The 21,888-nt window shown below is 63.1% G+C and carries 21 protein-coding genes and 1 pseudogene; 11 read left to right on the forward strand and 11 right to left on the reverse strand.

Annotation, left to right across the window (positions count from 1 at the left end; genetic code table 11):
• The first annotated feature begins 12 nt into the window (after positions 1 to 12).
• Complete coding sequence (locus FJ949_RS10805) at positions 13 to 912, forward strand: DMT family transporter (RefSeq protein WP_140495720.1); 900 nt, start codon at positions 13 to 15, stop codon at positions 910 to 912.
• On the opposite strand, the gene FJ949_RS10810 is transcribed toward FJ949_RS10805, so the two are convergent.
• The 3 genes from FJ949_RS10810 to FJ949_RS10820 all read right to left on the reverse strand — a co-directional run bounded on the left by FJ949_RS10810 (position 909) and on the right by FJ949_RS10820 (position 3,438).
• Positions 909 to 1,949, reverse strand: a complete 1,041-nt coding sequence (locus FJ949_RS10810; RefSeq protein WP_140495721.1) for a zinc-dependent alcohol dehydrogenase family protein — start codon at positions 1,947 to 1,949, stop codon at positions 909 to 911. The two genes, FJ949_RS10805 and FJ949_RS10810, sit on opposite strands and share 4 nt — an antisense overlap.
• A 135-nt stretch (positions 1,950 to 2,084) precedes the next feature.
• Complete coding sequence (maiA, locus tag FJ949_RS10815; RefSeq protein WP_140495722.1) at positions 2,085 to 2,735, reverse strand: maleylacetoacetate isomerase; 651 nt, start codon at positions 2,733 to 2,735, stop codon at positions 2,085 to 2,087.
• Between the two features lie 4 nt (positions 2,736 to 2,739).
• Positions 2,740 to 3,438 carry a fumarylacetoacetate hydrolase family protein gene (locus FJ949_RS10820; RefSeq protein WP_140495723.1) on the reverse strand — a complete coding sequence of 233 codons (699 nt, stop codon included), beginning with the start codon at positions 3,436 to 3,438 and terminating at the stop codon, positions 2,740 to 2,742.
• 224 nt (positions 3,439 to 3,662) lie between these two features.
• On the opposite strand from FJ949_RS10820, the gene FJ949_RS10825 reads away from it, so the two are divergent.
• On the forward strand, positions 3,663 to 4,346 hold the full coding sequence (locus tag FJ949_RS10825; RefSeq protein WP_140495724.1) for a response regulator transcription factor: 684 nt from the start codon (positions 3,663 to 3,665) through the stop codon (positions 4,344 to 4,346).
• A gap of 9 nt (positions 4,347 to 4,355) precedes the next feature.
• Here the strand turns inward: FJ949_RS10825 and FJ949_RS10830 are convergent, their stop codons facing one another.
• Both FJ949_RS10830 and FJ949_RS10835 read right to left on the reverse strand, forming a co-directional pair.
• Positions 4,356 to 5,696, reverse strand: a complete 1,341-nt coding sequence (locus FJ949_RS10830; protein WP_140495725.1) for a hybrid sensor histidine kinase/response regulator — start codon at positions 5,694 to 5,696, stop codon at positions 4,356 to 4,358.
• Positions 5,697 to 5,704: 8 nt separating this feature from the next.
• Entirely contained in the window at positions 5,705 to 6,841 is a 1,137-nt protein-coding gene (locus tag FJ949_RS10835; RefSeq protein WP_140495726.1) for an FIST signal transduction protein, read from the reverse strand.
• Positions 6,842 to 7,146: 305 nt separating this feature from the next.
• On the opposite strand from FJ949_RS10835, the gene FJ949_RS10840 reads away from it, so the two are divergent.
• The 5 genes from FJ949_RS10840 (at position 7,147) to FJ949_RS10860 (ending at position 13,864) form a co-directional block, all read left to right on the forward strand.
• Positions 7,147 to 7,635, forward strand: coding sequence for a (2Fe-2S)-binding protein (locus tag FJ949_RS10840; RefSeq protein WP_140495727.1), 489 nt, complete (start codon positions 7,147 to 7,149; stop codon positions 7,633 to 7,635).
• A gap of 93 nt (positions 7,636 to 7,728) precedes the next feature.
• Positions 7,729 to 10,077, forward strand: coding sequence for a xanthine dehydrogenase family protein molybdopterin-binding subunit (locus FJ949_RS10845; protein WP_140495728.1), 2,349 nt, complete (start codon positions 7,729 to 7,731; stop codon positions 10,075 to 10,077).
• Positions 10,078 to 10,232: 155 nt separating this feature from the next.
• Entirely contained in the window at positions 10,233 to 11,030 is a 798-nt protein-coding gene (locus FJ949_RS10850) for a xanthine dehydrogenase family protein subunit M (protein WP_140495729.1), read from the forward strand.
• A gap of 192 nt (positions 11,031 to 11,222) precedes the next feature.
• Entirely contained in the window at positions 11,223 to 12,245 is a 1,023-nt protein-coding gene (locus tag FJ949_RS10855; protein WP_140495730.1) for an acyltransferase, read from the forward strand.
• A gap of 239 nt (positions 12,246 to 12,484) precedes the next feature.
• A complete protein-coding gene (locus FJ949_RS10860; protein WP_140495731.1) occupies positions 12,485 to 13,864 on the forward strand; it encodes an OFA family MFS transporter in 1,380 nt (459 codons plus the stop codon).
• Between the two features lie 155 nt (positions 13,865 to 14,019).
• Here the strand turns inward: FJ949_RS10860 and FJ949_RS10870 are convergent, their stop codons facing one another.
• Positions 14,020 to 14,514 (reverse strand): GNAT family N-acetyltransferase, encoded by a 495-nt coding sequence (locus tag FJ949_RS10870; protein WP_140495733.1) that lies wholly within the window; start codon positions 14,512 to 14,514, stop codon positions 14,020 to 14,022.
• Entirely contained in the window at positions 14,511 to 15,269 is a 759-nt protein-coding gene (locus FJ949_RS10875; protein WP_140495734.1) for a copper homeostasis protein CutC, read from the reverse strand. The genes FJ949_RS10870 and FJ949_RS10875 overlap by 4 nt, the downstream gene beginning before the upstream one ends.
• A gap of 199 nt (positions 15,270 to 15,468) precedes the next feature.
• On the opposite strand from FJ949_RS10875, the gene FJ949_RS10880 reads away from it, so the two are divergent.
• The gene (locus tag FJ949_RS10880) at positions 15,469 to 15,897 is read left to right on the forward strand and encodes an SRPBCC domain-containing protein (RefSeq protein WP_140495735.1); all 429 of its coding nucleotides are present in this window, start codon (positions 15,469 to 15,471) and stop codon (positions 15,895 to 15,897) included.
• 122 nt (positions 15,898 to 16,019) lie between these two features.
• The gene (locus FJ949_RS10885; protein ID WP_140495736.1) at positions 16,020 to 16,475 is read left to right on the forward strand and encodes a carboxymuconolactone decarboxylase family protein; all 456 of its coding nucleotides are present in this window, start codon (positions 16,020 to 16,022) and stop codon (positions 16,473 to 16,475) included.
• Between the two features lie 69 nt (positions 16,476 to 16,544).
• On the opposite strand, the gene FJ949_RS10890 is transcribed toward FJ949_RS10885, so the two are convergent.
• The 4 genes and pseudogenes from FJ949_RS10890 to FJ949_RS10905 all read right to left on the reverse strand — a co-directional run bounded on the left by FJ949_RS10890 (position 16,545) and on the right by FJ949_RS10905 (position 19,520).
• Positions 16,545 to 16,991: a hypothetical protein gene (locus FJ949_RS10890; protein ID WP_140495737.1), complete on the reverse strand. Its 447-nt coding sequence runs from the start codon at positions 16,989 to 16,991 to the stop codon at positions 16,545 to 16,547.
• Positions 16,992 to 17,220: 229 nt separating this feature from the next.
• Entirely contained in the window at positions 17,221 to 17,652 is a 432-nt protein-coding gene (locus tag FJ949_RS10895; protein ID WP_140495738.1) for a cupin domain-containing protein, read from the reverse strand.
• 280 nt (positions 17,653 to 17,932) lie between these two features.
• Positions 17,933 to 18,103, reverse strand: a pseudogene (locus FJ949_RS30630) (RidA family protein); the annotation flags it as partial.
• A gap of 70 nt (positions 18,104 to 18,173) precedes the next feature.
• On the reverse strand, positions 18,174 to 19,520 hold the full coding sequence (locus tag FJ949_RS10905; protein WP_246680005.1) for an FAD-dependent oxidoreductase: 1,347 nt from the start codon (positions 19,518 to 19,520) through the stop codon (positions 18,174 to 18,176).
• 214 nt (positions 19,521 to 19,734) lie between these two features.
• Here FJ949_RS10905 and FJ949_RS10910 point away from each other — a divergent pair, with 214 nt between their 5' ends.
• A complete protein-coding gene (locus tag FJ949_RS10910; RefSeq protein ID WP_181172092.1) occupies positions 19,735 to 20,736 on the forward strand; it encodes an ornithine cyclodeaminase family protein in 1,002 nt (333 codons plus the stop codon).
• Positions 20,678 to 21,883 carry an aminotransferase class V-fold PLP-dependent enzyme gene (locus FJ949_RS10915; protein ID WP_224646982.1) on the forward strand — a complete coding sequence of 402 codons (1,206 nt, stop codon included), beginning with the start codon at positions 20,678 to 20,680 and terminating at the stop codon, positions 21,881 to 21,883. The genes FJ949_RS10910 and FJ949_RS10915 overlap by 59 nt, the downstream gene beginning before the upstream one ends.
• Positions 21,884 to 21,888 lie beyond the last annotated feature (5 nt).

The raw sequence follows: 21,888 nt of genomic DNA on the forward strand, positions 1-21,888 counted from the left end.
TGGAGTGCCTCAATGGATAAGACGACGAGCGGCTGGGTGAGCGGATTCATCGGCGTGTTGATTTTCAGCGGCTCCTTGCCGGCAACGCGCGTGGCGGTGATGGATCTCGATCCGACATTCCTGACGTCGGCGCGCGCGGTGATAGCAGCTTTGCTTAGCCTCGCGCTGCTGCTCGTCTTCCGCGAGAAGCGCCCGGAGCGTCATGACCTGATGTCGCTTGTCATCGTCGCGTTGGGTGTGGTGGTCGGCTTTCCCTTGCTGACAGCCTTGGCGCTGAAGCATGTCACCTCTGCTCATTCCATCATCTTCGTCGGCCTGCTGCCGCTGGCGACCGCGATCTTCGGCGTGCTGCGCGGGGGCGAGAGGCCGAGACCGGCCTTCTGGCTGTTCTCATGCCTCGGCAGCGCGTTGGTGGGTGGGTTTGCCCTTGCGCAAGGCATGACGGCCTCACCCGTTGGCGACGCACTGATGCTCGCCGCAATCGTCGTTTGCGGCCTGGGCTACGCAGAAGGCGCCGCGCTGTCGCGCAGGCTGGGCGGTTGGCAGGTGATCTGCTGGGCGCTGGTCCTGTCACTGCCGGTCATGCTGGTGGTGACCCTGGTCACCTTGCCACCGTCCTTCGCCACGGTCGGGATCAATGCCTGGATCGGGCTTGCCTATGTCTCGCTGTTCAGCATGCTGATCGGCTTCGTGTTCTGGTATCGCGGCCTCGCGCAAGGCGGCATCGCCGCCGTGGGGCAGTTGCAACTGCTGCAGCCCTTTTTTGGCCTCGCCCTGGCGGCGTCCCTGCTGCATGAGCAGGTCAGTCCCCTGATGGTCGTCATCACGCTCGGCGTGGTGCTGTGCGTATTCGGCGCCAAAAAGTTTGCCAGGCGGGATTTGCCACGGCCCACAACCGGCGCCGCTGGCTAAAACTTCGTCACCACACCGATGCCGATGCCTTCAAAGCCGCCCATCGCCATCAGTGCAGCCGGCGCCTCCTCAAGGCTGATCTTCTTGCCGACCAGAAGCTCGGGTTTCAGCTTGCCGGTGCGGATCATCTCCATCATCGCGGGGTAGCGGTAGGCCTGCATGCCGTGGCTGCCGAGGATTTCGAGCTCGAACGCGATCACCTTGTCCATCGGCACCTGCGGGCGGGCGTGATCGCCCAGCATCAGGCCGACCTGCACATGGCGCCCGCGCCGGCGCAGATTGGCGATCGAATTGAACGAGGTCGTGGGATGACCGAGTGCATCCATGGACATATGCACGCCGCCATTGGTGATCTGCTTGACCGCCTTGACGACGTTCGGGGTCGTCGCCGCGTTGATGGTCGCCACCGCGCCGATCTTCCTGGCGAAGTCCAGCTTCTCTTCGGTGAGGTCGATGGCGATGACATTGGCACCCATGGCGCTGGCGATCATGATCGCCGACAGGCCGACACCGCCGCAGCCATGCACCGCTACCCATTCGCCCGGCGTCACCCGGCCCTGATCGACGATGGCGCGGAACGAGGTGACGAAACGGCAGCCGAGGCTGGCGGCAGTGGCGAATTCCATCTCGTCGGGCAGGCGCACGAGGTTTGTGTCGGCGTGCTCGATGGCGACATATTCGGCGAACGAGCCCCAGGCGTTGAAGCCCGGCTGGGACTGGTGCTCGCAGACCTGGTGATTGCCGGACGTGCATTCGAAACAATGGCCGCAGCCGACGGCGAACGGGACGGTGACGCGCTCGCCAGCCTTCCAGCGGGTCACCTGCTTGCCGGCGGCTACCACGACGCCGGCCAGTTCGTGACCGGGGACATGCGGCAGGCGGATATCGGCGTCATGGCCCATCCAGCCGTGCCAATCGCTGCGACACAGGCCTGTCGCCTCGACCTTGATGACGACGCCGTCCGGCGCCGGCTTCGGATCGGGAACGGTCTGGATCGTCGGCGCCTCGCCGAATTTTTCGAAGACGACGGCTTTCATCGGCAACTCCACCTTGCGCGCACTTCGGGAAACGATAGCCGATTCCCTGGCCGGTCAAGCGGAAATCGATTCCGCCAGACAAGTCGGCCGTTTGGGCATACGCCGATGGCGACGCTGCGCGTCGCCGAATGAAGGTTACTCGGCATCGATCTGGTTTTGCGGCGCGGCGTTCTGGAAGGCCGGCAGGGCCATGCAAGCGGCATTGATGCGCGAGATCGTCGGGTAGGGCGCCATATCGACGCCGAAACGGGCATTGCTGGTGACTTGTGCCGCCAGGCAGATATCGGCCAGCCCCGGCGTGTCGCCGTGGCAGAAGGTGCCGGTCTCGGGCGAAGCCATCAACAGGTCTTCGAGTGGCTTGAAACCCTCTTTGACCCAGTGCCGGAACCAGTTGGCGACATCCTCGTCGCCGGCGCCGAACAGGGTTCGCAGCGCGGTCAGGATACGCAAATTATTCACCGGATGGATATCGCAGGCAATCATCTGCGCCAGCATCCTGACGCGGGCGCGCCCAACTGCGTCCTTCGGCAGCAGAGGCGGTTCGGGCGTCGTCTCGTCGAGAAATTCGATGATCGCCAGCGATTGCGTCAGCAGGGTGCCGTCGCCCAGGATCAGCGCCGGCACCAGGCCCTGCGGGTTGACCGCGAGATAGGCCGGTTCGAGATGCTCGCCATGGCGCAGGTGATGCGGCACGTAGTCATAGGTCAGCCCCTTCATCTCCAGCGCAATCCGCACCCTGTAGGAGGTGGAGGAGCGGTAGTAGTTGTGAAGGACGATGTCGCTCATGCATTCACCGATTTGGTTGGCCGATGGTCACTTCGATCGTGCCGATGCCGTCGACGCCGCCGGTCATCGTCTCCCCGGGGTTGACCGCGCCGACGCCGGCCGGCGTGCCGGTGAAGATGAGGTCGCCTGGCTGCAATTCCATGCCTTCGCTGCAGATCGAGACGATGTCGGAGATCGGCCAGATCAACTCGGCGAGGTCGGCGTCCTGCCGGATCTTGCCGTCGACAGCCAGCCAGATACGGCCCTGGTTCGGATGGCCGGATTTTTGCGCGGGAACCAGAGGACCGCACGGCGCGGAGCGGTCGAAAGCCTTCGACCAGTCCCATGGCCGCGCCGCTTTCTTGGCTTCGTCCTGGAGATCGCGGCGGGTGAGGTCGATGCCGACGGCATAGCCCCAGACATGATCCAGCGCCTGGGCGCGCGGGATGCGGAAGCCCGACTTGCCGATCGCGACCACCAGTTCGATCTCATGGTGCAGGTTGGTCGTCAGCGGCGGGTAGGGGATCGTAGCGCCGGAGTCTGCCACCGCATCGGCGGGCTTGGTGAAGAAGAAGGGTGGATCGCGCTCGTCATTGCCGAACTCCCTGATATGCGCGGCGTAGTTGCGCCCGACGCAGAAGATGCGGTGCACCGCAAATCGCTCGTTCGAGCCGGCCACCGCGACCGAGGGGGTTGGCGGAGCGGGGAGGACAAAGGCGGTCATGGTCTGTCTCTGCAGTTGGATGTCGGGCCGCGGGCACCTTCGGCCGAATTGAGAGGCCGGGCAAGGCGTCGCTTTTCATAAAGCATTGGCCGGCCGGCCGTATAAGGAATCCGGAGTTTCCATCACTTTCGCGGCGATGCATCGTCCGCTGGGATAGACTATTTGCCAATAAGTCGGCCATGGTCGCGGGATTATACTGCGGGCGGCAAACCGAAACGAGCCACATGACAGCAGCCACTGACAGCGCCCGGTTCCTGATCATCGACGATCATCCGCTGTTTCGCGAGGCGCTGCACAGCGCCGTGCAGATGGCCTACCCGGAGGTCGACACGGTGGAGGCGCGCTCGATCGCCGAGGCACTCGACCTGCTGGCCGGGACAAAGCCGTTCGACCTTGCCCTGCTCGATCTCAGCATGCCCGGGGTGCACGGCTTCGAGGGGTTGCTGCAGCTTCGGACCCGCTATCCGCGCCTGCCCGTGGTCATAGTATCCGGTTACGAGGAGCCCAAGATCATCTCCGAGGCGCTGTCCTACGGTGCTGCCGGCTTCATCCCGAAATCGGCGCGCAAGAGCGATCTGGCCAACGCCATACGCTCGGTGATGGAAGGTGCCATCTATGTTCCGGAAACTTATGAGGGCCGCCCGCCCGACGCCGACAGCACCGACCGCGCCGACATGGTGCAGCGCCTTTCGACATTGACGCCGCAGCAGTTGCGCGTGTTGCAGATGCTACGCCAGGGCCTGCTCAACAAGCAGATCGCCTATGAGCTGCAAGTGGGCGAGACCACAGTCAAGGCGCACGTCTCGGAGATCCTGCGCAAGCTCAACGTCTACAGCCGCACGCAAGCGGTGATCGAGGTTTCGAAGCTTGATAATGCGGAGCTTTTCAGGGATCAGGCGGGGTTTTGAGGGGCAGGTCTAAGCCAGCAGATGTGCCAGCAGCGCCCTTAGTTGCGCGGGCTTGAGCGGCTTGCGCATCAACTCGATGCCGCCGGCCCGCGCCGCCTTGGCGACGGCTTCGGAACTGTCGGCGGTGACGATCAGCGCCGGCACCGCGCGGCCGAGATAGCGGCGGACCTTCGATATGGTGGCGGTGCCGAGATCGCCGCCGTCGAGATGCTGGTCGGCTATGACGATGTCGGGCACCCAGTCCGTGTCGCCGAGCATGTCGAGCGCGTCGTCGGTCGAGGTCGCGGCGCGCACCAGGCATTGCCAGCGTTCGAGCAACGAGGTCATCGCCTGCAGCACCTCGACATCGTTCTCGACCAGCAGAACCTTGGTGCCGAACAAGCCATAGCCGCGCGGCCGCTCCAGGCTTGCAGCGCTGGCGACGGCGTCCGCCGTGGCACCGATGCCGACGGGGACATCGATGTGAAAAATCGTGCCGCGACCGACCTTCGAGGAAAACGTCACGGGATGGCCGAGCGCGCCGGCGATGCGCCGCACGATGGCCAGCCCAAGGCCGAGGCCGCCGCCGGCGAGTTCGGCATTGGCAGGCATGATGCCGCGATGAAATTCCTCGAACACCGCCTCGCGCTGGTCGTCGGGAATGCCGCAGCCGGTGTCGGCGACATCGATGCGGATGGCATCGCCGCGGTGCCTGGTGCCGACAAGGACACCGCCCGAGCGGGTGTAGCCCAGCGCATTGGAGAGGATGTTCTGCAGGATGCGGCGCAGCAGCGTGCGATCGGAGCGAACCACGGCGTTGACGGCGCGGAATTTCAGCGACAGGCCCTTCAGTTCGGCCACAGGCTGGAAATCCGACCGCAGCGACGAGAACAGCGCCTCCAGGCTGACGTCGCCAATGTCGGGCTGGACCACACCCGCATCGAGCTTGGAGATGTCGAGCAGCGTGCGCAGCAGGTCCTCCATCGTCTCCAGCGAGCGCTCGACCTGCCGTACCAGTTTCCGGCCCTCGTCGCTGGTCTGCACTTCGGCAAGGGCGGAGACGGACAGATGCGCCGCATTCAACGGCTGCAGCACGTCGTGGCTGGCCGCCGCGAGAAAGCGGGTCTTGGACAGGTTCGCCTGCTCGGCATTTTCCTTGGCGGCGCTGAGGTCGATGTTCGATTGTTCCAGCCGCCGCAAGGTCGAGTGCAGTTCCTCGGTGCGGGCGCGTACCCTGCTTTCCAGTGAGATCGCGGTCTGGAACAGCGAGAAAGCGTTGCCTTGCTGGTCCATCGAGCGCTCGACGCGGCTGACCAGCGCAGCGTTGATCTTCTTCAGCCTGTCGGGATCGTCTATGTCCTTGAGGGGCACGGCAGCGCTCACTCGGCGGCCGGGCGCTCGCCGAAGGCGATGCCGGTGAAGGTCTGGTTGAGATGCATCGACCGGTATTGTTCGCCATAGGTGCCGAAGCCGATGACGTTGTTGACCCGGTAGAGTTCGGAAATCTCGCGAAAGACCTGGCGGTTGCGCGCATCCAGCCGGCGCAGGACACAGTCGAAGCCGATGATCATGTCGATGCCGCCAAGCCTCGCCTCGACGTCGAGCAGAGCCGCGCGGGTCGATTCCACCATGTCCTTGGGTTGGGCGATCGACAGCACGACACCATCGTCGATGGCGCAGAAGAACGACAGCGAGCCGTCCGCATGCATCTTCTGGATGGAGCGGCAGTAATATTCACCGCCTACCTTCACCACCACCGGATGCGAGGCGAAGCTCAGCGGTGTCAGCGTCTGCGCGACGATGCCGACCGAAGCGGCATATTCCTCGGCCGCATTGGTGGCATTGAACTCGCGCACGATGCGGTGATCGGGATCGGACGCGGTGACCACCAGCTTTTCGTCGGTGGGAACGAAATTGTCGGTCTTGAAGACATGGAAAGGGATTTCCGTGGCGACCAGCACGATGATGGCGCTGTCGGAGGTGACGTTGCCGTTGGAGATCAGGCTCGTCGTCTCGAATTTCAGGTCGTCACCGGCGGAACCGCCGAGCAGCGGAATGTCGTCGAGGCCCCAATGGATGGCTGAACTCACAGCTTCCTCGGCATAGGACAGTCCGTCGATGAAACAGAGCGCGAAGGTGTTCCTGGTCCGCTCGCCGCCGATGCGCCCATGCAGCGTGCGTCGCAGATCCTCGACATCACCAGTGACCCTGTCCAAGCCCGATGACGAAAGGTTGTCGACCGTGGTGCTGACCGCGGTGAATGAACCCGAAGGGAGCAGCATGGCGAGGATATGGCCTTCCTCGAGGCCCTGCGGCGTGATTTCGCCGGCGGTCGAGCAGCCGGCGTAGTGTAGCGCCGGCGCATGGGCCGCGATTGCGCGCGAAAGGGCGCCGGCCTCGACAAGGCGCTGGGAAAAGAACAACAGGGCGAAGCCGGCCTCGATGGCGGCCGCCTCCGCCGCCACCGCGCGTGCGAAGACGTCCGGGTCGGGCTCGTCCGTGGTCAGCGCCGACAAACCGCATGCGTAGCGCGTCCGTGAAACGGTCAGCGACGTTCTCCCGCATTTCCTCCGACGCTGCCTGTGCGCGGCTGTTTATGTGCTTCTTGCGCGCCAACGTCGAAAGCCATTGTTGCCGCCAATCGGCATTTTGGCAATGGGGCGAGGGCAATGCGTGTTTCGCCCTGCCATGGCCGAAAGTACAATGATCCGGCTTTGTGCTGCGCTGTTTTTTACGGCTTGTGCGGTGTACGAATAACGCATGGCCGAAGCCAACACCGCGTCGGCAGCGTGATGACCAAGGTGATACCCAGGGAGGATTCATGTCGGACGTTTCGTTGATGGTGAACGGAAAACAGGTCCGCGGTGCGGCCGAGGACCGGACGCTGCTGGTTCACTTCTTGCGGGAGAATCTCGGTCTCACCGGTACCCATGTCGGTTGCGACACCTCGCAATGCGGCGCCTGCGTCGTCCATGTCGACGGCAAGGCGGTGAAATCCTGCACGATGCTCGCGGTGCAGGCGTCCGGATCGAGCGTGGTGACGATCGAGGGGCTTGCCAATGGTGCCGACCTGCATCCCGTGCAGACGGCGTTCAAGGAGCATCACGGACTGCAATGCGGCTTCTGCACGCCGGGCATGATCATGACGGCGACCGACATGATCAAGCGCCACCCCGAGGGCCTCGACGAAGCGACGGTGCGCGCAGAGCTCGAGGGCAACATCTGCCGCTGCACCGGCTACCACAACATCGTCAAGGCGATCCTCGCCGCATCGGAGGGGATGAGCGGCAAGGTCAGGCAAGCGGCGTGAGATGAACAGTACGGCAGTACGGACCAGAGCCAATTCCCCTACTGCCCTACTGCCTTACTCACCTACTGCCTTACAATTCGGGAGGAATTTCTGATGGGCATTGAAGGTGTTGGCGCTCGCGTGGCGCGCAAGGAAGACAAGCGGTTCATCACCGGCGCCGGTCGCTATGTCGACGACATGGTGGTGCCCGGCATGAAGCATGCGGCCTTCGTGCGCAGCCCGCACGCGCATGCCCAGATCGTGAAGATCGACGTCGACAAGGCTCAAGCCATGCCGGGCGTCATCGGCGTGCTGACCGGCAAGGAGCTGAAGGCCGATGGTATCGGCAATCTCATCTGCGGCTGGATGATCCATTCCAAGGACGGCTCCCCGATGAAGATGGGAGCCTGGTCTCCGCTGGCGTTCGACAAGGTTCGCTATGTCGGCGATGCGGTCGTCGTCGTGGTCGCCGACACCAAGGGGCAGGCGCGCGACGCCGCCGAAGCGGTCGAGATCACCTACAATGAACTCGAGGCGGTGGTGGATGCGACGAAGGCGCTCGAAAAGGGCGCTCCGCAACTCCATCCGGAAGCCGAAAACAATCTGATCTTCGACTGGGAGATCGGCGACGCCAAGGCGACCGACGCGGCGATCAAGGCGGCTTCCCACGTCACCCGCATGAAAATCGTCAACAACCGGCTGGTGCCCAACGCCATGGAGCCGCGGGCAGCGCTGGGCCACTACGACAGGGCAGAAGACCACTATACCTGCTGGACGACCTCGCAAAACCCGCATGTCGCCCGGCTGGTGATGAGCGCCTTCTACAACATCGCGCCGGAAAACAAATTGCGCGTCATCGCGCCCGATGTCGGCGGCGGTTTCGGCTCCAAGATCTATATCTATCCCGAAGAGATCGTCTGCCTGTGGGCGTCCAAGAAAACCGGCGTGCCGGTGAAATGGGTGGCCGACCGCACCGAGAGCTTCCTCTCCGATGCGCATGGCCGCGATCATGTCTCGACAGTGGAAATGGCCTTCGACAAGAACAACAGGATCACCGGTCTCAAGGTCGACACGTTGGCCAATCTTGGCGCCTACATGTCGCTGTTCTCGTCCTGCGTGCCGACCTATCTCTACGCGACGCTGCTGTCGGGTCAGTACAATATCCCGGCGATCCACGCCAATGTCCGAACGGTCTATACCAACACGGCACCCGTCGATGCCTATCGCGGGGCAGGGCGGCCGGAAGCCACCTATCTCATCGAGCGCACGATGGAGACCGCGGCGCGGGAACTCGGCGTGTCGCCGGCGGAGCTTCGGCGAACCAACTTCATCACCACGTTTCCGCACCAGACGCCGGTCATCATGAACTATGACGCCGGTGACTATGGCGCCTCGCTCGACGCGGCCATGGAGGCCGCCGACTATGCCGGCTTTGCCGGGCGCAAGGCGGAGGCCGCCAGGAACGGCAAGCTGCGCGGCATCGGCATGAGCTGCTACATCGAAGCATGCGGCCTGGCGCCGTCGGCCGCGGTGGGCTCGCTCGGCGCGGGCGTCGGCCTTTGGGAATCGGCCGAGGTGCGCGTCAATGCCGCCGGCACCATCGAGGTGCTGACCGGCTCGCACAGCCATGGCCAGGGCCATGAGACGACCTTCGCGCAACTGGTAAACGAACGGTTTGGGGTGCCGATCGACAGCGTCTCGATCGTCCATGGCGACACTGACAAGGTGCAGATGGGTATGGGTACCTACGGCTCGCGCTCGGGCGCGGTCGGAATGTCGGCGATTGCCAAGGCGCTGGACAAGGTCGAGGCCAAGGCCAAGAAGATCGCGGCGCACCTGCTCGAGGCCGACGAGGGCGACATCGTCATCGAGAACGGCGCGCTGAAGGTCGCCGGCACCGACAAAAACGTGCCGTGGTTCCAGATGGCGCTGGCGGCCTATACCGCTCATAATTTGCCCGGTGGCATGGAGCCGGGATTGAAGGAGACGGCGTTTTACGACCCGTCCAATTTCACCTTTCCGGCCGGCTGCTACATCTGCGAGGTCGAGATCGATCCGGAGACCGGAACGACCGAGATTATCCAGTTCGTCGCGGCCGACGATTTCGGCAACATCATCAACCCGATGATCGTCGAGGGCCAGGTGCATGGCGGCATCGCGCAGGGCATCGGCCAGGCACTGCTCGAAGGCGCCCACTATGATGCCGACGGCCAGCTTCTGACAGCGAGCTACATGGACTACACCATGCCGCGTGCGGATGACCTGCCTTCGTTCAAGGTCTCGACCTCGAACACGCCGTGTCCGGGCAATCCGCTCGGCATCAAGGGCTGCGGCGAGGCCGGCGCTATCGGCTCGCCGCCGGCGGTGATCAACGCCATCACCGACGCCATAGGAATCGCGGATATCGCCATGCCGGCTTCGCCGTCTACGGTGTGGGCCGCGATCCGTGCGGCGAAGCACTGAAAAAAGGAGAGTGAGTAGTGAATAGTGAGTAGTGAACAAAAACGCGGTTGCCGCGGCAATTGATCACCCGCTATTCACCACATTACCGACCAATGCCTACTCACTAATCACTACTGACTACTGACTATCCACTCTTCACCAGGGAGAGCCTCCAAATGTACGCAGTCAATTACCACCGCGCCGCCTCAGTCGCCGATGCCGCGAAGCTCGTCACGGGCGGCGACGCCAAGTTGCTGTCGGGCGGCATGACCCTGATCCCGGCCATGAAGACGCGGCTGGCGGCCCCCTCCGATGTCGTCGACCTGTCGCGGATCAAGGAGTTGCAAGGGGTGACAGTGTCCGGCAGGACGGTCACGATCGGCGCCGCCACCACGCATTTCGATGTTGCCAGCGACGACAAGTTGAAACAGGCCTGCCCGGCGCTCGCGCATCTGGCATCGCTGATCGGCGATCCGGCAGTACGCTATAGGGGCACGATCGGCGGCTCGATCGCCAACAACGACCCGGCGGCCGATTATCCAGCGGCCATGCTGGCGCTAAATGCCACCATCATTACCAACACGCGCCAGATCGCGGCCGACAAGTTCTTCGTGGGCCTGTTCGAGACGGCGCTGGAGGACGGCGAAATCCTCACGGCCGTCACCTTCACCGCGCCGGCAAAGGCAGCCTATAAAAAATTCCGCAATCCGGCCTCCCGCTACGCCATTGTCGGCGTGTTCGTGGCCAAGGGTGAGGACGGCGTCAGGGTGGCCGTGACCGGGGCCGGCGACGATGGCGTCTTCCGCTCGAAGGAGATCGAGGCCGCGCTCGCGAAGGACTTCGTGGCTTCGGCGCTCGACGGCGTCAAGGTGCCGGCGACCAAGCTGATGAGCGATATCCACGCTTCCGCCGACTACCGTGCCAATCTGGTCGCGGTCATGGCCAAGCGCGCGGTGGCCGCCGCCAACGCCTGATTCCTTCCTGCTCCTGTCAGGCAGGAGAGGGACTTCTCGCCCCTTTTCCGCAGACGGGCGCATTGTGGCAATCTCGCACTTGCACAAAGCGATATTGCACTGCACTATGCCGGCGATCAAACGCGAGCCGGGTTCGGAGTGTTCATCACGACCTGCGACCCTATTCGCATGTTTCAATGCGAAGGGAGCGGCATGACCGACATCTCCGCGACGCATGTTGTGCCGCCAAGATCCGTCGCCGACAGATCCGCCAGGACAAGACTGGCCTATCTCGACGGCTGGCGCGGACTTTCGATCGCGCTGGTGCTTATCGGCCATTTCTTTCCCGTTGCAGGGATCAATCTCGGCGTACTGGGCGTCGAATTCTTCTTCGTGCTCAGCGGCCGGCTGATGGCCGAGATCCTGTTCGTCGAGCGCTACCCGCTGAAGAAATTCTTCAAGCGCCGCTTCTCCCGCATCTATCCCGCGCTGCTGGTGTTCGTGATCGTTTCGATGATTGCGCTGTCGGGCACGTTCGTCGCCTTCAAATGGAAGGCGGCGCTGACGGCGCTGACATTCACCTACAACTATGCCGGAATTCTCGTGAACCGCGCCGGCGCGCTCGACCACATCTGGTCGCTGTGTGTCGAAGAGCATGCCTACATCATCCTGGCAGCGATCAGCGCACTTGTCGCAAGCCGTAGCCGCGTCATCCCGCTGCTCCTGGTGCTGGCGGTGCTGGCCATGGCAAACGGTGCGGTTTCGTACTGGTTCCTGCACATGGACTACGAGACCACATACTGGCGCACCGACGTGCATATTGCGTCGATCCTGCTGTCGGCCGCCATCTGCCTGCTGAAGACCGACGGCAAGCTGCCGGCCCTGTTGAAGGGCCCTTATGTGGCGGTGGCGGCGGCCACCGCGGCGGTGCTTCTGTTCATGGACCCGGTACCAACCCCGATCCACTATCTGGTCGCCGTGCCGCTGCTGGCGCTTGCCGTCAACGGTCTCGATTTCAGCACGAGATTGTTTTCTGGACTGCTGTCGTCCTGGCCTATGGCGACGCTGGGTCTATGGTCCTATTCGCTCTATCTGTGGCAGCAGCCATTCTACAAATTCGTCTATGAGCGAGGCAGCGACCCATGGCTGATGCTGGCTGGGGTCTTTGCCTGCGCGCTCTGCAGCTATTATGTCATCGAGCGGCCGTCGCGTGAGTGGCTGAACCGCAACTGGTGAGTGACGCCGCAGTGTCCCTCCCTTGCGTTGCATAGCGGCCAAGGTCAGCCTCGCTCGATGCCGCCTGTCCGGCAGCTTGTTTGGTAAGTTCGTCCTAATGTAGCCAGGGGTGACCTGGCGATCTGCTTGCCGGATAGCCCAATGTCCTTAGACATTGGTATTATGGCAGCTATTCCTTGTTGTCCCGCCCCGTGCTCCGCCTAGTTTATTCGAATCGGAGCATTGCATGGGAGGATGGAATGGCAACGACCAGGGAAAACGCTGGCGGCTGGCTCGACCGCTCGCGCACGATCGCCGAGCCCGGTTTCAGCAGATGGATGGTGCCGCCGGCGGCGTTGTGCATTCATCTTTGCATCGGTCAGGCCTACGCGTTCAGCGTCTTTAACCTGCCGATGTCGAAACTGATCGGTATCACCGATTCGGCGCCCGACGACTGGAAGCTGACCGGACTCGGCTGGATTTTTTCGATCGCGATCCTGTTTCTTGGCCTCGCGGCAGCCTTCGGCGGCGGTTGGCTGGATCGCGTCGGCCCGCGCAAGGCGATGGTCGCGGCCGCCTGCTGTTTCGGTGGCGGTTTCATCGTGTCGGCGCTCGGCGTCACCTTGCATCAACTGTGGATCATCTATCTCGGCTACGGCGTCCTGGGCGGCATCGGCCTCGGGCTCGGCTACATCTCGCCGGTCAAGACGCTGATCACCTGGTTTCCCGACCGGCCGGGCATGGCGACCGGCATGGCGATCATGGGGTTTGGCGGCGGAGCCTTCATCGCTTCGCCGCTTTCGGTCTATCTGCTGAAGCTGTTTTCGACCCCGCAGCATATCGGTGTCGCCGAAACCTTCATCGTGCTGGGCATTGTCTACTTCATCTTCATGCTGATCGGCGCTGTCATCGTCAGGGTGCCGCCCGATGGCTGGCGTCCGGCCGGCTGGACGCCGCCGACGACACAAAACACGATGGTGACAACCGCCAACGTCCATCTCGACGACGCGTTGAAGACACCGCAGTTCTGGCTGTTGTGGGGCGTGCTGTGCCTCAACGTGACGGCCGGCATCGGCGTCCTCGGCCAAGCCTCCGCCATGAGCCAGGAGATGTTCCCGGGACGCATCACGCCGGCCGCCGCCGCCGGCTTCGTCGGCCTGCTATCGATCTTCAACATGCTCGGCCGCTTCTTCTGGGCGTCGACCAGCGACTATATCGGCCGCAAGACGACCTACGCGGTCTTCTTCGTGCTGGGCGTGATCCTTTATGCGGTGGTGCCGTGGACGGGCCAGTCGGGCAACGTGTTCCTGTTCGTGCTGTTCTATGGCGTCATCTTGAGCATGTATGGCGGCGGCTTTTCCACCATTCCGGCCTATCTGCGCGATGTCTTCGGCGTGCGGTATGTCGGTGCCATCCATGGCCGCCTGCTGACGGCGTGGTCGGTGGCGGGCGTGCTGGGGCCGGTCCTGGTCAACTACATCAGGCAGTACCAGATCGATGCAGGAGTAGCGAAGGCCGATGCCTACACGGTCACCATGTACATCATGGCCGGCCTGCTCGTCGTCGGTTTCCTGCTCAACCTGATGATGCGGCCGGTGGATGCACGGTTCCACATGAAGGCCGAACCGGCTGCAGCGTAAGGAGAGTGATCATGGCGCAAGACAACAGCAATTCTGTCAAATTGGTCCTTGCCTGGCTGCTGGTCGGCATCCCGCTGTTGTGGGGGTTCTGGACGACGCTGGTCAGTGCAGCGGCGTTGTTCCAGTAGTGGCAGAGACCTGGAAAGGAGCAGCGCTCAGGCGATGATCCGCCTGACGTAGTAGCGCACCGCCTTCTTGCCGCCATGGATCACCGCGTCGCCGACCTCGGTGAAGCCGAGCGCTGCATGGAAGGCGTCCGAAGCCGGGTTGGGCGGGTCGGCATTGACCTCGCATGTGACCAGTGCATGGCCGGCGCGCGTGGCGTGCTCGAACAGGTCTTGGTAGAGCAGGCGGGCATGGCCGCGGCCACGAGCTTGCGCCGCCACCACGACGCGATCGACATAGACGAAGCGCTCGTAGCGTTCGCGAAACCAGAGAAAATTCGGACTGTCGTACCGAGCCCCTTGATCGAAGGTCATGATGAAGGCTTCGAGCGCGCCGATGCGGCGCGCATAGAACGCCTCGCCAAGCAGGAAAGACAGGCGCTCGGGCTCAAGCCACGACAATTCGGCGGCATGCTCGTTGTTGAGCGCGAGTATGGCCGCTTCGTCGCTTTGCCTGACACGGCTGATCGGGGAGAGGGCGGTCATGCCTTGGCCCCCGCGATCGTCGCTGCCACAAGCGGCGTATCGGTGAGCGTATTGCGATACTCGCGGTCGAGATCGGAGCCACCCATGCCGACCTTGGGATTGCGGTAGCGCATGGCGCTGGGCACGTCCTTAAGGACGGCGAAATGCATTTCGGACAGTCCGGTCCTTTGCCGCACCTCGGCAATGTTGCCGAGATCGAGCCCGCCGCAGCCGAGAATGACGATGCGGTCGCCCCCCTGTCGCACCAGGTCCGCCAACAGCGACAGGCCCTCCATCGCCGTGTCGCGTTGGCCGCTGGTCAGCACGCGGCCGACCTTGCAACGGATCAGCGCTTCCAAAGCCTCGGCCGGGTCGCGCGTCATGTCGAAAGCGCGGTGACACGTGACGTTAAGGCCGCCGGCGGCCTCCGTCAGTTCGCTCATGCGGCGCTCGTCGATGGTGCCTTCGGCGGTGAGGCAGCCGAACACCACGCCGGGCACGCCGAGGTCGCGCAGGGCGGCTACGTCGGCCAGCATCGAACGGTACTCGGTTTCGCTGTAGAGAAAATCGCCGCCACGCGGCCGCACCATGACATGGAACGGCACAATCGCCTGGTCGAGCGCGGCGCGCACGGTTCCCAAGCTCGGCGTGATGCCGCCTTCGACGAGGCTGGCGCACAGTTCGACCCTGTCGGCGCCGCCGGCCTGTGCGGCCAGAAGGCCATCAATGCCCTCGACACAGATTTCGATCAGCGGCGGGCGGGCTTCTTCAGTCAAGGTGTGATCCTGTCCATGATGTTGTGAGAAGCCCGTAGCACCGGCGCGGCGGGCGCGAAAGCAGGAACGGCACGGCGCATTGGACCAGGGGGCATTTCCCTGCTTGACAGTCTTATAACTACATGGTTATGAGTTAACCCATAGCCATCGAGTTATTGATCGCGAGCGGTGGCTCGACGACGACTAAGAGGAGCACGGCATGACACAGACCAAATCGATCGTCGTTGAACGGCTGATTCCGCATTCGGCGGAGAAGATATGGCGTGCGCTGACAGTGCCCGAACTCGTCGCAGAATGGCTCATGCAGAATGACTTCGCGCCGCAAGAGGGGCATCGCTTCACGTTCCGCGCTTCACCGGTACCGGGCTGGTCCGGGGTGACGAACTGCGTCGTGCTGAAAGTCGAGGCGCCACGCCTGCTTGCCTATAGCTGGGGCGACGGAAGCGAATCCGACAGCGGACTGAAAACCGTGGTGACCTGGTCGCTCACGCCTGAGGGCGCGGCGACCCGGGTGCGGATGGAGCACTCGGGGTTCCGGCCGGCCGACGAGCGTGGATATGTCGGCATGGGAAGCGGCTGGCCGCGTATTCTTGAGCGACTTGAGCAGGTGGCTGCGAAGCAAGGCTGAGCGCCGACTCTCCTCGACCAACCGGTCGCCATGGCCGGCGAACCACAACAAGTCTCCCGGATGCGCCGCTTCCGGGCATGGCAAACCGCGCCATGTTCAAAGGTTTCAAACGGAGAAAGACCATGGAAGCCAGGCTCAAGAACCCCGTGATGCTCATCCCCGGCGCCCTGCAGGCGCTGCTGGCGCTGGACAAGTCGACCGAGGCGGCCGATTTGCCCTATGTGACGCGCAAGCTCGTCCATCTGCGCGCCAGCCAGATCAATGGCTGCTCGGTTTGCGTCGACATGCATGCGCGCGAACTCAAGAAGGCTGGCGAGAAGGACGAACGCATCTTTGCCTTGTCGGCCTGGCGGGAGACGCCGTACTTCACCGATGCCGAACGCGCCGCGCTTGCCCTTGCCGAAGCCGGCACAAGGCTGGCCGACAGAACGGATGCCGTGACGGACGAGGTATGGGACGAGGCCGCCCGGCACTATGACGAAAAGGCGCTTGCCGGGCTCGTCATCCAGATCGCCGTGATCAACGCCTTCAACCGGCTGAACGCCACGACACGCCAAATGGTCGGCGCCTGGGGCTAAGGCCGCGCGAAGGCGAGCCGTGCCACGGTGCAATGGCGGCTGGACTCGCGGTGCACCAAACCTGCTTGCCTAGCCCGGCCGGGTCGCGGCCGGCGGCAATTCGAACAGTTTGGCGCCATTTTCCTCGCCGCGTTCGACATAGCCGATGGTGCGAAACCATTTTGCGATTTCCGGTCCCGTGAGCCAACTGCGGGAGTGAATAGGGAGATTGCCGGCGAGCGCCTGGATCTGCCTGATATGCCGCCTGCAGAAACGCACGGTCGCGGCCCTGAAAAAGCCCTCGCGCGCCGCGAACAGCGTGTCCGCGGCGTCGCCATGCTCGTGCCAGGCGACGATTGCTACGGTCCCGTCGCTGTCGACAAGGGCATGGGCGCGGCCCTCCTTCAGGTTCATCATCAGATTGTCGTAGGCGACCTTGCTGTCCTTGCCCGCGGCGATGTATTCGTCGGACATCCGCTTGGACAAATGGCGAAACACGTCTTCCAGATCGCCGACCGTCGCTGTTCGTGCTCTCATTTCTGCTCCTTGAGCCCCGGCAGGGAGTTTGCTCCAGGAAAAGGCATTCACCAAGCAAAGGGATTTCGCGAAAAACCCAACGGGGGGAATCCGGTTCCGCCGGTAAGGCGGGCAACCGGCGTAGCATCGTCAGCCCGGTCGTGCGGAACCGGATGTGAAGAGCTGGGCCAACGCTTAACGCGGCGCGCTCCCGTGGCGAGACAGTTCGAGGAGCCGGAGCAGCGGTGGCTTACTGGCGCAAAACCGTGTTCTTGGTGCCTTCCTCGACCTGGTCGATCACCAGCAGCTTGACCGGGCCTTCACCGATATTGGTGGCCTGATGCCACTGCCCGATCATCTCGATGATGAAATCGCCAGTCTTGTAGGTGTTGCTGTTGCCGGTCTCGACATTGGTGACCTTCAACGTGCCGGCCTCGACATAGGCGTAGCGCGGGAACGGATGCTTGTGCACCGGCAAGGTCGCGCCCGGCGCTATGTCGTAGGTCGACACCAGCACCTGCACGTTCTTCTGCGGCAGCGTGATCGGCTGGCCGGAAGCGGTGGTCGTGCGCGAGGCGAGGGGTGTCACGACGACGGGTGTGCCGCTGCTGTCCAGCGCATGAGCGCCGGTCGCGAACGCCGCAGCCGCCAGCAGCAATGCCGATGCCAGGACTTTTCGCATGATTCCTCCCCAAACCGCCGCATCTATCGCGCCGCGAAGGCCGGTGCGCAAGCATGTCCCTGACGAATCTGATTGGACTCGCTGGCCTGGACGTGGCGGGCGACGTGTCAAATCGCTGCGGTAAGCTGGATCTCGACACGGATCTCGGGCAAGGCGAAGCTCGCCCCGACCGTGGCGCGTGCCGGGGGCTCCACGCCGTCGAGCCATGTGACCCAAGCCTTGCGTCGAAGTCTTCGACATCCCTCAACCAGATCTGCGCGACCAGCAGCTTCGATCTATCCGAACCGACGCTCGCCAGAAGGCGATCCGCCTTTTCCAATATCTCCTTCGTCTGGTCAGACGTGCCGGTTTTCTTGTCATCGGCCGTCAAGCCCGAGAGATAGGCCGTGCCGTTGTGAACGACGATACGGCTAAGCCGTTCGTTCTTGTCGAATCGTTCGATGTTCCCCATGGCGGAGGCCCCTGGTTGCGTTGGTCAAAAGCAGGCCGCCGTACGCAATCCAGCGGTCTGCTGAGCGGGATCAGACGTGCGCGACAGCGGAGCGCTGGGCGTGGGCCTGGAAGAAGCGTTGCGGACGAAACGTTTCCATTTCGTCATGGATTTTGCCGCGCACGACTTCGTCGGCGACCACCTTGCCCAATTGCGGGCCGATGGTCACACCACTGTGCGTTACGGCCATGTAGTGGCCGACGATATCCGGCATGGCGCCGGCACAGGTGTAGCCGTCCTCCGGGAACGGCCGGACCGTCGTGCGAATGGCTTCCACACCTGCGTCGCGGAGCGAAGGCAGGACCTTGGTCGCCGCATCCAGGAGCGTCGCCGCCTCGTTCCCGGCAGGGCTGAGCACCTCCGGCTTCTCCAGGGTCATGTCTACCGAGACCTTATGGATCATGATGCGCCCCGCTCCGTCGGGACGGATATCCAGATCGTCGGCATGCAGCTGGCTTCGGAGCGTCAACGCCACCGGCGGGGTGAAGGCGAGCACGCCTATGGTCGAGGAAAGTGGAATACCCTGGGCATCGCCGAGCCTCTCACTAGACCAGCCGCCGGTGCAGCTCACGACGGCATCCGCAGCGTGTCGGCCTCCGTTCGCCGTCCGAACTGCCCGTACGCGCCCGCTTTCGGTCTCGATCTCGGTCACGCGTGAACCGAGTTTGACCTGTGCTCCCCAGCGCTCCTTCGCCGCCCGCAAAAGCCAGGCCGAGTAGAGCACCGGATCGACCCAGCCCTCTTCCGGATAGTAGGAGATTGGACAATCGCCGAAGGCGGAGGCATCGATATCGGGCTCCATCTCGGCGACGCGCTTCTTGTCGATCCACTCGACGCCGTAGCCCCATTCCTTCATCTGCCTGAAGTTCTCGAAATAATCGTCCATCGACTCCGGCACTGTTCGCCAATCGAAACTGCCGGTCTGGGTGAACCAGGGAGCGACGCCGAAGTCGCGCTTGAGTTCAAGATGGGCGCGCATTCCCGAGACGTTCAGATCGAAATACGGCCGGGGCTGCTTGGTCGTCGCATTTGTCCAGGCAAAGCTTACCGCCGACGTGCCGCCTGCTATCCGTCCGGCCTCCAGCACGACGACGCTTGCTCCCGCCTTGGCGCATTCATAGGCGGCGGAACTGCCGACGATACCGGAACCAATGACCACGACACGCATAAAGATGACCTCCAAAAATTCCCGGGCTAATGACGTCATCCGATACGAGTAATCTCTGAAAGACGAATCGATGCAAATGCCGCTATATCGTTGAGAGATGTTGCTGGAGTTCTTGACAGTACTGCTGACGCCGCTCTTCTTAATTCGATCGGCGCCTGCGATGTGTTTGCAACCCCGCACAACATCCTCGGGTGCCTGAAAACATTGCAATGGGTGCCAACTGCGGTCAATTGAACTGGTCGCTGCCGTTCATGGCCAAAAGTTATGAACCAATGTCCCAGCCATCTGCGGCTGCCCAGGTCGGCCCATTAGCCCGCACGGGCAACTTCTCGTGCGAAGTTATCAAATTCGGGCGCAACCGTTTGCGAGAGCAATGCTACGCTTATCGGCGCATCGGGGATCGCGGAATGGAAGAGACTGCACGGTGAGTGGCGAGCCGGAATTCCTCCTGATCGACAAGAACGCGATCCGGGACATTTTGAGCCTATCCCTGGCTCTTGAAGCGACCGAGGCCGCACTGCGCAAAACATCGAGCGGCATGGCGCGCCAGCAGATCAGGCGCACACTTGAGCTGCCGGGTGCGGCCGGGAGTTGTCTGTCGCTTATGTATGCTGCGCTGGATGACCGGCCGCTGTTCGGGGCGAAGGTGCTTTCCGTGTTTCCTGACAATTTCGCGCATGGGTTCGCGTCTCATCGCGGCGGTGTCTTCCTGTTCGACAAGGATCATGGACGGCCTGTAGCCTTGATCGACGGGGGAGAGCTTACGGCTTGGCGGACCGCGGCGGCCAGTGCTGTCGCGACGAGGGCACTTTCGCGCGAAGACAGCACCTCGCTGACACTGTTCGGATATGGCGAGCAAGCGCGCCGGCATGTCGCGGCTATTGCGGACGTCCGGCCGATCCATGCGATCCATGTTTGGGGTCGCGACTTTGCAAAGGCGCAGCACTTCGCCGAGGAGCAGTCAGCCGCCGGATTCCAGGCGAAGGCACATCGCGACCCTGGCGAGGCCGTTCGCGAGGCCGACATCATCTGCACAACGACATCTTCCGAAAAGCCGGTGCTGTGCGGCCAATGGCTTCCGCCTGGTGTCCATATCAATGCGGTCGGGGCGAGCGTCGCTTCATGCCGCGAGCTCGACCTCGACTGTGTGCGCAGAGCGCAGATCTGGGTCGACTACCTGCCTATGGCGCTGACGGCCGCGGGAGAACTGATCGAGGCGATTGAAACCGGCGTGATCGGCGTCGATCATATCCGTGGCGAGGTCGGCGACGTGCTGGCAGGTGCGAAACCCGGCCGCACTGGCGACGATCAGATCACGCTTTTCCGGTCTCTCGGCGTTCCCGCACAAGACATCGAGCTTGCCAATCTTGTCTATATCTCCGCCCGCAACGCCGGACTCGGCACCTCAATTGATTTCAGGTTGTGATGCCATGCTGAGCTGCCAACGAGATCTCTTCTCCATTCCCCGCGAGACAGCTTATCTGGATACCGCATACATGTCTCCGATCCCGACCGCCGCCGTCGCGGCCGGCGAGGCCGGCGTCAGGGTGAAAGCCGAACCCTGGAAAATGACCATCGCCTCTTATTACGACGAGGTGGAAGAGGCGCGGCAACTCGCCGCATCAATGGTGGGCGCCGATGCCGATGAGATCGCCATTGTGGCCGCCACCAGCTATGGCATGGCTATCGCAGCCGCCAACGTTTTGGTTGCGGCAGGTTCGGCCATCCTTCTGATGGAGAACGAACACACCTCGCACAGATATGTCTGGTATGACCTCGCGCAACGCGCCGGCGCCTGCGTTGATATCGTCCCGCAACCAGCCGACGGCGACTGGACCAGCGCGATCGTATCGGCAATCCAAGACTCGAGCCGTCCCATCGCGGTCGTTGCGGGGACGCTGGTGCATTGGTTCGAGGGCGTGGCGATCGACCTGGAGGCGGTGGCCGCCGCCACACGGGCAGCGGGCGCCAGTCTTGTCGTTGACGGAACCCAGTGGGTTGGCGCGATACCCTTCGATGTCCGGCGCGTCCGACCGGACTTTCTCGTCTTTGCCACCTACAAGTTCCTTCTGGGGCCATATCGCCTCGCATTCCTTTACGCCGACCGGCGTTGGCACACAGAGGGGCGCACTCTGGAGCATCATTCATGGAACCGGATGGGCGGGGACAAATCGGACTTCTACAAGGTGGCCGTGGCCGAGTTTCTTCCCGGCGCGCGGCGGTTCGACATGGGGGAACGCTCCGATTTCGCGGTCCTGCCCATCGCAATCGCCGCAATGAAGCTCATCCGCGGTTGGACCGTCGGGCGCGTGTTTGAGCGCCTGCGTCACCTTAATGAGCTTGTCTGGGCGCAGGCGGAAAGCAGAGGGCTGCCGGTCGCGCGTCCGCGACACCCAACGCCCCATATCGCGATCCTCGACATAGGGGGCCGTCTCGCGCCGAATGCGGCACAAGAGCTGAAGCGGGCTGACGTGCACGTCACGCTGCGCGGCACGAAGATGCGCGTGTCGCCGCATGTCTACAATGACGAAGCCGATATCGGCCGCCTGTTCGAATGCCTGCCGCTCCGCTAGAGGCT

This window comes from Mesorhizobium sp. B2-4-1, assembly GCF_006442185.1.
GTDB lineage: Bacteria > Pseudomonadota > Alphaproteobacteria > Rhizobiales > Rhizobiaceae > Mesorhizobium.

What these genes read in the sequence shown, in the direction of transcription:
- FJ949_RS10805 (WP_140495720.1), top strand. Translation starts at nt 13, where the DNA reads ATGGATAAGACGACGAGCGGCTGGGTGAGCGGATTCATCGGCGTGTTG.
- FJ949_RS10810 (WP_140495721.1), bottom strand. Translation starts at nt 1,949, where the DNA reads ATGAAAGCCGTCGTCTTCGAAAAATTCGGCGAGGCGCCGACGATCCAG.
- maiA (WP_140495722.1), bottom strand. Translation starts at nt 2,735, where the DNA reads ATGAGCGACATCGTCCTTCACAACTACTACCGCTCCTCCACCTCCTAC.
- FJ949_RS10820 (WP_140495723.1), bottom strand. Translation starts at nt 3,438, where the DNA reads ATGACCGCCTTTGTCCTCCCCGCTCCGCCAACCCCCTCGGTCGCGGTG.
- FJ949_RS10825 (WP_140495724.1), top strand. Translation starts at nt 3,663, where the DNA reads ATGACAGCAGCCACTGACAGCGCCCGGTTCCTGATCATCGACGATCAT.
- FJ949_RS10840 (WP_140495727.1), top strand. Translation starts at nt 7,147, where the DNA reads ATGTCGGACGTTTCGTTGATGGTGAACGGAAAACAGGTCCGCGGTGCG.
- FJ949_RS10845 (WP_140495728.1), top strand. Translation starts at nt 7,729, where the DNA reads ATGGGCATTGAAGGTGTTGGCGCTCGCGTGGCGCGCAAGGAAGACAAG.
- FJ949_RS10850 (WP_140495729.1), top strand. Translation starts at nt 10,233, where the DNA reads ATGTACGCAGTCAATTACCACCGCGCCGCCTCAGTCGCCGATGCCGCG.
- FJ949_RS10855 (WP_140495730.1), top strand. Translation starts at nt 11,223, where the DNA reads ATGACCGACATCTCCGCGACGCATGTTGTGCCGCCAAGATCCGTCGCC.
- FJ949_RS10860 (WP_140495731.1), top strand. Translation starts at nt 12,485, where the DNA reads ATGGCAACGACCAGGGAAAACGCTGGCGGCTGGCTCGACCGCTCGCGC.
- FJ949_RS10870 (WP_140495733.1), bottom strand. Translation starts at nt 14,514, where the DNA reads ATGACCGCCCTCTCCCCGATCAGCCGTGTCAGGCAAAGCGACGAAGCG.
- FJ949_RS10880 (WP_140495735.1), top strand. Translation starts at nt 15,469, where the DNA reads ATGACACAGACCAAATCGATCGTCGTTGAACGGCTGATTCCGCATTCG.
- FJ949_RS10885 (WP_140495736.1), top strand. Translation starts at nt 16,020, where the DNA reads ATGGAAGCCAGGCTCAAGAACCCCGTGATGCTCATCCCCGGCGCCCTG.
- FJ949_RS10890 (WP_140495737.1), bottom strand. Translation starts at nt 16,991, where the DNA reads ATGAGAGCACGAACAGCGACGGTCGGCGATCTGGAAGACGTGTTTCGC.
- FJ949_RS10895 (WP_140495738.1), bottom strand. Translation starts at nt 17,652, where the DNA reads ATGCGAAAAGTCCTGGCATCGGCATTGCTGCTGGCGGCTGCGGCGTTC.